The sequence below is a fragment of the Streptomyces anatolicus genome, assembly GCF_019400875.1.
Taxonomy (GTDB): domain Bacteria; phylum Actinomycetota; class Actinomycetes; order Streptomycetales; family Streptomycetaceae; genus Streptomyces; species Streptomyces anatolicus.
In genome coordinates, this window is sequence record NZ_WMBF01000201.1 from 1 (window position 1) to 11,019 (window position 11,019).

General features: G+C 70.9%; 7 protein-coding genes. 3 read left to right on the plus strand and 4 right to left on the minus strand.

Annotated elements, in window-relative coordinates; all coding sequences use genetic code 11:
* Positions 1-198: 198 nt before the first annotated feature.
* A complete protein-coding gene (locus GKQ77_RS18725) occupies positions 199-1,275 on the minus strand; it encodes an ATP-dependent DNA ligase (RefSeq protein ID WP_219690038.1) in 1,077 nt (358 codons plus the stop codon).
* A gap of 73 nt (positions 1,276-1,348) precedes the next feature.
* Here GKQ77_RS18725 and ligD point away from each other — a divergent pair, with 73 nt between their 5' ends.
* Positions 1,349-2,380, plus strand: a complete 1,032-nt coding sequence (gene ligD / locus GKQ77_RS18730; protein ID WP_219690040.1) for a non-homologous end-joining DNA ligase — start codon at positions 1,349-1,351, stop codon at positions 2,378-2,380.
* A gap of 40 nt (positions 2,381-2,420) precedes the next feature.
* Here ligD and GKQ77_RS18735 read toward each other — a convergent pair whose 3' ends face one another.
* Positions 2,421-4,643 (minus strand): OmpL47-type beta-barrel domain-containing protein, encoded by a 2,223-nt coding sequence (locus tag GKQ77_RS18735; protein WP_258021541.1) that lies wholly within the window; start codon positions 4,641-4,643, stop codon positions 2,421-2,423.
* Complete coding sequence (locus GKQ77_RS18740) at positions 4,640-7,165, minus strand: ThuA domain-containing protein (protein WP_219690044.1); 2,526 nt, start codon at positions 7,163-7,165, stop codon at positions 4,640-4,642. Before GKQ77_RS18740 ends, GKQ77_RS18735 begins: the two co-directional genes overlap by 4 nt.
* A 199-nt stretch (positions 7,166-7,364) precedes the next feature.
* Here GKQ77_RS18740 and GKQ77_RS18745 point away from each other — a divergent pair, with 199 nt between their 5' ends.
* Complete coding sequence (locus GKQ77_RS18745) at positions 7,365-8,387, plus strand: multicopper oxidase domain-containing protein (RefSeq protein WP_219690046.1); 1,023 nt, start codon at positions 7,365-7,367, stop codon at positions 8,385-8,387.
* A 71-nt stretch (positions 8,388-8,458) separates the two neighbouring features.
* Here GKQ77_RS18745 and GKQ77_RS18750 read toward each other — a convergent pair whose 3' ends face one another.
* Positions 8,459-9,922 carry a hypothetical protein gene (locus tag GKQ77_RS18750; RefSeq protein WP_219690048.1) on the minus strand — a complete coding sequence of 488 codons (1,464 nt, stop codon included), beginning with the start codon at positions 9,920-9,922 and terminating at the stop codon, positions 8,459-8,461.
* 139 nt (positions 9,923-10,061) lie between these two features.
* Here GKQ77_RS18750 and GKQ77_RS18755 point away from each other — a divergent pair.
* Positions 10,062-11,019, plus strand: a 958-nt coding sequence (locus GKQ77_RS18755; RefSeq protein ID WP_219690050.1) for a LacI family DNA-binding transcriptional regulator, incomplete at its 3' end; no start/stop codon positions are given.

Below are 11,019 nucleotides of genomic sequence, written 5' to 3' on the forward strand. Positions count from 1 at the left end.
CCCCGCCCCCCTTACCGTCGGTAACTGACGTGTCAGGCGCAGGAGCATACGGTCGCGGCCGATGAGGCGGAAGATGCGGAGGAGCGGCTTCGAACATTGGCGTGATTACGGCACCGGAGGCCGCGTCAGCTCTGCGAGGGCGGGGCCGCGTCACCTCTGCGGAGGCGGGGTGGCGTCAGCTCTGCGGGGAGGGCCGCGTCAGCCCTGCGGGGGCGGGCCCAGCACATCCGTGAGGGAGTACCGCACCGGCTCCTCCAGCTGGGCGTAGGTGCAGCTCTCCGGAGCGCGGTCGGGGCGCCAGGTGCGGAACCGCGCCGTGTGGCGGAAGCGCCGGCCGCCCTCCATGTGGTCGTACGCCACCTCGCAGACCCACTCCGGGCGCACCGGCACCCACGACAGGTCCTTCTTCCCCGACCATCGGCTCGGCGCCCCCGGCAGCCGCGCCGTCTCATGCGCCGCCTCGTCCGCCCAGGCGGCCCACGGGTGTTCCTCGGCGCTCTCCATCCGCAGCGGCGCCAGCTCCTCGACGAGTTCCGCGCGCCGCTTCATGGAGAAGGCGGCGGCCACGCCCACGTGCTGGAGGGCGCCCCCGGCGTCGTACAGGCCGAGGAGGAGCGAGCCGACGACGGGCCCGCTCTTGTGGAGGCGGTAGCCCGCGACCACGCAGTCCGCCGTGCGCTCGTGCTTGACCTTGAACATGACGCGCTCGTCCTGGCGGTAGAGCAGGTCGAGCGGCTTGGCGATGACGCCGTCGAGCCCCGCGCCCTCGAACTCCTCGAACCAACGCCGCGCCACCTCCGTATCGGTGGTCGCCGGTGCCACGTGGACCGGAGGCGTCACTCCGGAGAGGGCCGACTCCAGGCGTGCGCGCCGCTCGGCCATGGGGGTGGTGAGCAGGGACTCGTCCGCGAGGGCGAGCAGGTCGAAGGCGACGAACGAGGAGGGGGTGCGCTCGGCGAGCGTCGCGACCCGCGAGGCCGCCGGGTGGATGCGTTCGGTGAGGGCGTCGAAGTCCAGGTGTCCGTCCCGGGCGATCACGATCTCGCCGTCCAGCACGCAGCGCGCGGGAAGGCGCTCCCGCAGGGCGGTCACCAGCTCGGGGAAGTAGCGGGTGAGGGGCTTGCCCGTACGGCTGCCGATCTCGATGTCGGCACCGTCGCGGAAGACGATCGCCCGGAAGCCGTCCCACTTCGCCTCGTACTGCATGCCCGGCGGAATCTTCGCCACGGGCTTGGCGAGCATGGGCTTCACGGGCGGCATCACCGGCAGATCCATACTCCGATTCTGCGGTGGTTCACCCCATACTGCCCGGTGTGCGGCGAATGTCCGGCCCGCTTAGCGTGGCTCCATGGGTGAAGCCAAGGGCAAGAGCGCGGCCGTGGAGATCGACACGGGGGAACGGACGGTACGTCTGTCCAGCCCCGACCGGGTGGTCTTCCCCGAGCGTGGCTTCACCAAGCTGGACGTCGCCCGGTACCTCGTCTCCGTCGGTCCCGGCATCCTGCGCGCGCTCAGAGACCGCCCCACCACCCTCCAGCGCTACCCGGACGGGGCGGCCGGGGAGTTCTTCTACCAGAAGCGCGCCCCGAAGAACCATCCCGACTGGATCCCCACCGCCACCATCACCTTCCCCAGCGGCCGCACCGCGGACGAGATGTGCCCCACCGAGGTCGCCGCCGTCATCTGGGCCGCCCAGTACAACACGCTCACCTTCCACCCCTGGCCGGTCCGCCGCGACGACCTCGACCACCCCGACGAACTCCGCATCGACCTCGACCCGCAGCCCGGCACGGACTACGCCGACGCGGTACGGGCCGCGCACGAACTCCGCGCGGTCCTGGACGAGTTCGGCGGCCTGGTCGGCTGGCCCAAGACGTCCGGCGGACGCGGCCTGCACGTGTTCGTGCCCATCGAGCCGCGCTGGACCTTCACCCAGGTGCGGCGCGCCGCGATCGCCTGCGGACGGGAACTGGAACGCCGGATGCCGGACCAGGTCACCACGGCCTGGTGGAAGGAGGAGCGCGGCCCCAAGATCTTCGTGGACTACAACCAGACTGCCAGGGACCGCACGATCGCCTCCGCCTACTCCGTACGGGCCCGCCCCCACGCCCCCGTCTCGGCGCCCCTGCGCTGGGACGAGGTCGACGACGCCACCCCGGAGGACTTCGACATCGCCACGATGCCGGCCCGCTTCGCGAAGCTCGGCGACGTCCACGCGCGCATGGAGGACCGCGCCTACTCTCTCGAAGCCCTTCTCGACCTCGCCAACAAGGACGAGAAGGACCACGACCTCGGCGACCTGCCGTACCCCCCGGAGTACCCGAAGATGCCGGGCGAGCCGAAGCGCGTACAGCCGAGCCGGGCCAAGCACGAGGAGTAAGGGCCGGCCCACCAGTGAGGGCCGGCCCACCGGGGCCCGGCTACAGCTCCTTGATCCGGATGTCCCGGTACGACACCACGTCCGTCACGCCGTGGACCTGGAGCCCCAGATAGCCGGACGCGTAGCGGCGGCCGTCCGTGCCCGGGTCGTCGGCGCGCGGCGGCGTGAAGTCCTGACCGCCGGTGTTGTCGAACTCGTTGATCAGGACGCCGTTGCGGTAGACGGAGTAGTGCTGGTCCACCACGCGGATCTCGTAGTCGTTCCAGGTGCCCTTCGGGGTCACGCCCGCGCCCGCGAGCCCCACCCGGTCGAAGCCGTAGACCGAACCCGTCTTGTACATGTCGCCGTCAGGACGGTCGAGCACCTGCACCTCATGCCCGTACTTGATGGCGACCCACTCCGGACGCGACTCCTCCGGATGGTCGTGGACCTGTGGGAAGCGCACGAAGACACCGGAGTTGGTGCGGGCGTTGCCCGGAGCGTCGTCGCGCCACTGGAGCTTCAGGGAGAAGTCGCCGTACTTGCGCCCCGGGAACCACAGCATGCCCATGCCCTGGACCGTGGTGCTGCTGGTCATCGTGCCGTCCGCGTGGAGCCCGAACTTGCCGCCGCCCACCTGCTCCCACTTGTCGAAGGACTCCTTGGTGCCGTCGAAGAGCTTGCGGTAGCCGTCCGTCCGGCCCGGCTTGCCGATGCCGGACTGCTTCGCGGCCTGGTTGATCTTGTTGTACTCGCGCTGCACGATCACGCCTTCTTTAAGAAGCCGGTCGGTGACGGCCTTGACGTGCTTCAGGAAGAGTGCGTGCGAGGTCCACTCCTTCTCGTCCTCGATCAGCTCGCCCACCCGGCAGCGGTTGTTCGTGACGCGGTTGGGGATGCCCGTGTCGACCGTGCCCACGAACACCGTCAACCGCTCGTCGAACTCCGGGCAGTTCGGCGCGGGCACCCCGCCGCCCGCCGAGACGGTGAAGGAGACCGTCTTGGCCGCGGCCGTGTTGCCCGCCTTGTCGCTCGCCCGGTACGCGACGGTGTGCCGCCCCGCACGGTCGACGACGACCGGACCCTCGTACGCCAGATAGGGGCCGCCGTCCAGCGAGTACTCGACCTCGGCCACCCCCGATCCGGCGTCCGTCGCGGTGACCGTCACCTTCGCCTTGCCGAGGTAGGCGCCGTCCGAGTCCTTGGTGCCCTCGATCTTCGCCGAGGTCTCCGGAGGCGTCCTGTCCTCGGCCGGCGGCACGACGACCGTGAACTCGACCGATTTCTCAGCCGCCTGGTTGCCTGCCTTGTCGGACGCGCGGAAGCGCACCTTGTGGATGCCCGCCTCATGGACCATGACTGGGGCCGTGTACGCCTTCCAGGCGCCGCCGTCGCCGATCGCGTACTCGATCCTGTTGACGCCGGAACCGGTGTCGGACGCCGTGACCGTGACCGTCGCCATCGCGAGGTACTGCCCCTGGTCGTTCCTCTCACCGGTCACCGTGGCCGATGTCTCGGGAGGCGTCCTGTCGTCCGTGGGCGGCGCGACCACCGTGAAGTCGACCGCCTTCTCCGCCGCCGCATTGCCCGCCTTGTCGGACGCCCGATAGCGGATCCTGTGCGTGCCGACCTGGTCGACGACGACGGGCGCGGTGTACGGCTGCCACGCGCCGGACGCCCCGACCGCGTACTCGATCCTGTCGACGCCCGAGCCCGCGTCCGTCGCGGTCACCGCCACCGACGCCGAACCGACGTACGCGCCATCGGCGTTGGTCTGCCCCTCCACCTTCGCCGAGGTCTCCGGGGCCGTGGTGTCCTCGCCGCCGCCCTCGGTCACGACCAGGATGCCCTGCATCGCCCCGTGGCCGGGGATCGTGCAGTGGTAGCGGTAGCGGCCCGGGGTGAGCGTGACCTGCGCGGTGTGTCTGCCGCCCCGGTCGTCGTTCGGGTTGGCCAGGATGTTCAGCGGGACGTCGTTGTTGTACTCCGGGTCGGACACGTCGAACGTCAGCGTGTGCGGCATGCCCGTCGTGTTGCCGGTCGCCTCGCTGTTCTCGAAGACGATCGTCGTCGGGCCCGCCACCGCCGTGGTGGGCGCCGACCTGTACTTGTCGATGTCGTTGTCGGCGGTCCAGGTGAGGGTCTGCGCCTGCGTGGCGATCCCGGGATTGTCGGGGCGCGCGGTGGCGGCGGACGTCAGGCCGAGCACCATGAGCAGCGCCGCGAACAGTGCCGTACATGCTCTGCGCCGCCGTGCGGTCCGTGTGGTGGGGGAACGCGTCATCCCGTCCTCCTCGCGAGGTCGTCGGCGGCCGGGGTCGGCGCGCCGCCCTTGTACGTCACGCGCCACAGCGCCGACTTGGAGTCCGAGGTGAAGAACCCGCGGCCGTAGTCCAGGACGTACAGGGACCCGTCCGGCGCGAACTTCCAGTCCATGAGGTTCTTGATGCCGTCGTTGCCGACCGGGATCATCTTCTTCAGCGATTCGGCGTGCACGGGCAGGCCCCCGCCGCCGACCGTCCTCGGGTCGGTGAGCACAGCGTGCCGCGGCTGGTCGCCGTCGTAGAAGTCGCCGACGAACCACTTGCCGTCCCAGTAGGAGGGCCACTTGTCGGCGCTCGCGCTCGCCGCGTCGTAGCGGTAGACCGGGCCGTTCATCGTGGCCTGGCCGCCGCCCTTGAGCCACGGCAGGAGCTGCTTCTGCTCCTCCGGCCGGTAACTCGGCACGCCGTTCGCGTCACGCGGGTAGTCGATGCCGCCGCCCTGCGGCGAGTACCAGATGTTGTTGGGCTCGGCCGGCGGGATCTTCACCAGGCCGTCGTTGTTGGGCGACTCGTTCTTCAGGTTCTCGCAGTCGTACCAGCCGAGCGGCTTCGACGGATCGGGCAGATTTCGGTCGCGGTAGGGCTGGTTGTTGCCCATGCAGTACGGCCAGCCTCGGTTGGAGGCGTGCGTGATCGCGGCGAACGTGTCGTACTTCGCCGGGCCCCACGTCGTCGACGGCAGGGACGCGTCCGGGCCGACCCAGCCCGCGTACAGCGTGTCGGTCTTCTTGTCGATGGAAATGCGCGCGGGGTTCCGCACGCCCATCACATAGATCTCGCCGCGCGTCTTGCCGCCGCCCTCGTCCTGCTCCTTGCCCGTGAAGAGGTTCCCTTCGGGGAGCGTGTACGTCCCGTCGGGCTCGGGGTGGATGCGCAGGATCTTGCCGTTGAGGTTGTTGGTGTTGCCCGCGGTGCGACGGGCGTCGGCGAAGGAGACGCCCTTGAAGTTCGGCTCGGGGTTGTTGCCCGAGTAACCGTCCGTGAACCGCGAGGAGTTGTTGTCACCGGTCGCGATGTAGAGGTTGTCCCGGGAGTCCCACGCCATCCCGCCGCCCGCGTGGCAGCAACTGTGGATCTGCACCGGCCACTTGAGCAGCACCTTCTCGCTCTCCATGACCAGTTTGTCCGTGGCCCGGTCGAGCGTGAAGCGGGAGACGTACCGCTCGGCCATGCGCGTCTCGCGGTCGATCTTCGCGTGGGGTGTGTAGTGCAGGTACACCCAGCCGTTCTCCTCGAACCCCGGATCCAGCTCGATGCCGAGCAGGCCCTCCTCGACCTTGGTCAGCTCGTCCCCGCCGCCCTTGTTGCCGAAGACCGACAGCGCGCCCGCGAGCGTCACCTTCTTGGTCTTCGGGTCGTAGACGTGGATCTCCCCTCTGCCCTTGCCGACGTCGGGGTTGTTCCAGTCGGTGATCACCGACTGGGAGGAGTCGGCGCCGCCGCGACCGATGTAGAGGACCCGGCCGTCGGGGGCGGTGACCAGGCCGTGCGGCTCGCCGATCTGGTCGTTCTGACCGGGCTGGTTGGCCTGGGTGAGGCGCTCCGCCTTGTAGTGGGCGTTGATCGTGGCCTTGCAGTCGGCGCGGGCGATGCGGGTCGTCCACAGCAGGGCGCCCCGCAGATGACCGCGGAAGTCCGCTTCGTCGTACGAGGCCGCCGTGCCGCCCATGCCGGTGTAGAAGGAGCGTCCGCCGTCGTAGTCACGGCACCAGGACACCGGGTGATCCCAGCCGTTCTTACCGGCGCCCGGCTCGTACGTCGACTCCCGCACCCGGGCGAGCGTGTGCACCTCGCCCGAGGGGTTCTTCGTCCAGTTCGGCCACCGGTCGGCACGCTTCCACTGGAGGGGCAGGTCCTTGGTCGCCGGATTCTCGCGGTCGCCGACCTCGACGGTCGCGCGCTGGACGCTGCTCGGGCCGGAGGCGGCAGGGCGGGCGCCGATCAGGCCGGTGAACCAGGACGAGTACGGCTCGGCGCGGGCCGCGTCATGGATGCCGAGGAAGCCGCCGCCCGCCTCCATGTAGGCCTCGAGGCCCGCCTCCTGCTCGGGGTCGAGGACGTCACCGCCGCCGGTCAGGAAGGCCACCGCGTTGAACTTGCCGAGCCTTCTCTCATTGGTGAAGACGGCCGGGTCGTCCGTCGCCTCGATCCTGAACCGCTGGGCGGCCGGGCCCGATTGGCCGATCCTCTCGATGGCCTCGATTCCCGCGTTGACGACGGGGGACTCCTCGCCGTCGGCGGCGGAGCCGTGGAAGACCAGCACCTTGACGTTGGCGCCACCGGGCGGCGACGGGAGGGACATCGTTGTCAGCGGTGGGTCCGGGAACGGCCGCGCGGTCGCGGCCTGCGCGGAGAGGGCCCCGGTGACCAGCGCGCCGGACAGCAGCGCGGCCGTCCAGGCCCGGCGCGAGCGGTTGGCTCTCGGACGTGCTCTGCTCAACTCTCGTACGGTCAAGGGCCTTTGATGCGGTGTGCGCCGCATGAGTACACCCACCCCTCGTCGGTCACAGCAACAGCGCCGACGAAGCTAGACCTCTTTTCGCACCTCGCCAATAGGTATCACCGCGATAGCACGAACTTTGTCCCGACTGTGGATAAACGAAGATCCCCTCGCTACCGTGTGGCCGTCCCCGGGGCCTCTCACGCCCCGTCAGTCTCCGTACCGCAGTGGGGAGTTCGGCATGGACAGACGGAGCTTCAACCGGCGGATGCTCGCGGGCGGCGCGGCGGCAGCAGCAGGCGTGACATCGTTGTCCCTCACCCACGCGTCGGAGGCGCGGACCGCCGAGGGCCCGCCGCGGACCGCGCCCGCGGGTGGTGAGGTCAAGCGCCTCAAGATGTACGCGGAAAGGCTCCCCGACGGGCAGATGGGGTACGGCCTGGAGAAGGGCAAGGCTGCCATCCCGGGGCCGCTCATCGAGCTGAACGAGGGCGACACGCTGCACATCGAGTTCGAGAACACAATGGATGTGGCGGCGAGTCTGCACGTCCACGGCATGGACTACGAGATCTCCAGCGACGGCACCAAGCACACCAGGAGCGATGTCGAGCCGGGCGGCACGCGCACCTACACCTGGCGCACGCACGCCCCGGGCCGCCGCAAGGACGGCACCTGGCGGCCCGGCACCGCGGGCTACTGGCACTACCACGACCACGTGGTCGGCACGGACCACGGCACCGGCGGGGTCAGGAAGGGGCTGTACGGTCCGCTGATCGTGCGGCGCAAAGGCGATCCGCTGCCGGACAAGACCTTCACGATCGTCTTCAACGACATGACGATCAACAACAGGTCCGGCCACGACAGCCCCGACTTCGAGGCCACGGTGGGCGAGCGGGTCGAGTTCGTGTCGATCACGCACGGTGAGTACTACCACACGTTCCACGTCCACGGTCACCGCTGGGCGGACAACCGCACGGGCATGCTGACCGGCCCCGAGGACCCGAGCCAGATCCTGGACGACAAGATCACGGGTCCGGGCGACTCCTTCGGCTTCCAGGTCGTCGCGGGCGAGGGCGTGGGCGCCGGTGCCTGGATGTACCACTGCCATGTGCAGAGCCATTCGGACATGGGGATGGCGGGCCTCTTCCTGGTGAAGAAGGCGGACGGCACGATTCCGGACTATGAGCCGCACCATCGGGCCAAAGGTGCGGGGGAGTCCGGCGGAGGGGCCGGACACGACCACGACCACGGCCACCACGGCTAGCCGGCCCCAGGGCGTCCTGAGGCCGGAGCCTGTGGGCTCAGTGCGCTTGTGGGCTCAGTGAGCCTGGGGGCTCAGGAGCCGCGCAAGTGCTCCAGGAGGGCGGCGAGGATCTCGGCGCGGTCCTCCTCGTCGGGGTAATCCTCCTCGCCGTCCCAGCGCTCGGCCCACCCGGAGGCCTCAAGGCGTTCCAGGCGCTCCATGAGCCGGGGCCGGACGTCGGCCGGGAGACGGGCCTCGGCGTTCTCGGCCACGACGGTGTACTGGGTGAGGAACGCCCAGTGGACATCGGGTGATTCCAGCTCCCGGAGCAGCCGGTCGTACGCGCCCGGGGCGCCGCGCTCCAGGGCCTTGCGGAGACTGAGCGCGCGGACTTCGGCGACCGGCGAGTCCGCGGCGCGTGCCAGGGCGTCGGCGGCTGCCCGGGCCTCGCTCTCCCCGGCGAAGTCGAGGCCGTGCAGCGCCCTCGCGGCGGCCGCGCGGACCTTGTCGTCCGTGTCGTGCTCCAGGAGGCCGGCCAGCGCGGTCACGGTCTCGGCCTCCAGCGCACTGCCCTCGGCCATCGGGTTCAGCCCGTCGGCGGCGGCCGCGCGCACCCGCGCGTCATCGTGCCGCAGCCCGTCGAGGAACAGCCGCACCGGCGGGTCGTCCAGCGGGGCGCCTACGTGCAGGACGTCGTAGGCGTGCAGCAGTTCGCTCAGGGAGACCGCGTCCAGCGGCTCCGAGGCCAGTCCGGCCAAGGCCTCGCCCACCGGCCCGGGGCGGAACACGCCGTGGAAGAGCAGGAGATCGGAGAGCGTCTCGACGCCGAGCTGCCTGCGGTCCGCGTCCTCGTCGCCGCAGAGGGCCAGCGCCTCGTCGAAGAGCAGGCCGAGCCGCGCGCGGTCCGTCCACGAGTCCTCCTCGGGCTGCTGGGTGAGGTCCACCAGGATGTCGCCGCGTTCCGTGCCGCCCGGGGGATGCGCAAGGGCCTCGGCGAGGGCGGTGCGGATCCCGGATCGCACCCGCTGTGCCTCGTCCGGCGCAAGCGGCTCGTTCCTGCGTACGACCAGGGCCGCCACGATGACCGCGATGTCGAAGGCCAGGTCGCGCGCGAAGTCGCCCGGCCGCCCGAGCCCCGCGATGCCCTCTGCCGTCCAGCCCCGGCCACGCAGATGGACGATCCGCTCCCGCATGTCGTCGGCCATGTCCTGGCCGACGTCCCGCACGGCCGGGGGCCCGCCCAGCCCCGCCACGAGTTCCGTCCAGGCCCGCACAAGGCCCTCGGGGTCGTCCAGGTGCTCCGCGAAGACCCGCTCCGTCCGCTCACGGACCACGGGGTCGCGGCGCAGCGCGGCGGCGAAGCCGTCGGCCACGGTCTCGGAGAAGGACTCCGCGTACGGCTCACGGGCCACCGCCCGCGCCAGCTCCCGCAGCGCCCACTCCACGTCGGCGCTCCCGGCGGCGTCGGCGGCGGCCTTGGCGCGCACCGCCCTGTCCGGGTGCCGCAGCAGCTCCGCCAGCTCGGCCTGCTCGCGCTCTCTCCGCTTCTTGAACATGGGGGCAGCGTATGCGCCGCGCCCCACGGCACGTACGGGGCCTGTCATCCACGCGGGGGCTCGTACGGGGCCTCCCTGAGGAGGGAGCGGCCGATACGGGAGGATGCCTCCTGACACCGTCAGGGAGGAGTGACCGAAGGTGACCGAGGAACCGCGCCCCACCTTGGAGGCCGTGGCCGCGCGCGCCGGGGTCTCCCGCGCCACCGTCTCCCGAGTCGTCAACGGCGACCCGGGGGTGCGCGAGGAGCTTGCCGGGAAGGTCAGGCACGCGGTCGACGAACTCGGCTACGTCCCCAACCGCGCCGCCCGCAGCCTGGTCACCCGGCGCCACGACGCGGTCGCCGTGGTGATCGCCGAGCCCGAGACCAGGGTCTTCGCCGACCCGTTCTTCGCGCTCCAACTGCGCGGCATCAGCAAGGAGTTGACCGCACGGGACGTCCAGCTGGTGCTGCTGCTCACCGAGGGCCGTGACGACCACGAGCGGGTCGGGCGCTATCTCGCGGGCGGCCATGTCGACGGCGCCCTCGTCTTCTCGCTGCACCTCGACGACCCGCTGCCCGGCATCATCCGGCGCGCCGGGGTGCCCACCGTCTTCGGCGGCCGCCCGGGCTGGGACGCCGCGTCGGGCGAGCGGAGTGCGCCGTACGTCGACTGCGACAACCGAGGCGGGGCGCGCGAGGCGGTGCGTCATCTGGTCGGCCTCGGCCGGGGCCGCGTCGCGCACATCACCGGGCCCCTCGACCAGACCTCCGCGGTCGACCGGCTCGACGGCTTCCGCGACGTGCTCGTCGACGTGGACCCGCGGCTGATCGCCGAGGGCGACTTCACCCCTGCGGGCGGCGAGCGAGCTATGCGGGAACTCCTGGACCGCGTACCGGAGTTGGACGCCGTCTTCGCCGCCAACGACCTGTCGGCGGCCGGCGCCCTCCGGGTGCTGCGGGAGCGGGGCAGGAGGGTGCCGGACGACGTGGCGGTGGTCGGTTTCGACGACATGCTGCCGGTGGCCGAGCAGGCCGAGCCGCCGCTGACGACGGTCCGTCAGGACATCGAGGAGATGGGCCGGTTGATGGCCCGCCTCCTCCTGCGCGGCAGGGCGG

Bases quoted from the DNA above. Each gene is read 5' to 3' on its own strand.
- GKQ77_RS18735 (WP_258021541.1), bottom strand. From the start codon at position 4,643: ATGACGCGTTCCCCCACCACACGGACCGCACGGCGGCGCAGAGCATGT.
- GKQ77_RS18725 (WP_219690038.1), bottom strand. From the start codon at position 1,275: ATGGATCTGCCGGTGATGCCGCCCGTGAAGCCCATGCTCGCCAAGCCC.
- GKQ77_RS18745 (WP_219690046.1), top strand. From the start codon at position 7,365: ATGGACAGACGGAGCTTCAACCGGCGGATGCTCGCGGGCGGCGCGGCG.
- ligD (WP_219690040.1), top strand. From the start codon at position 1,349: ATGGGTGAAGCCAAGGGCAAGAGCGCGGCCGTGGAGATCGACACGGGG.
- GKQ77_RS18740 (WP_219690044.1), bottom strand. From the start codon at position 7,165: ATGCGGCGCACACCGCATCAAAGGCCCTTGACCGTACGAGAGTTGAGC.
- GKQ77_RS18750 (WP_219690048.1), bottom strand. From the start codon at position 9,922: ATGTTCAAGAAGCGGAGAGAGCGCGAGCAGGCCGAGCTGGCGGAGCTG.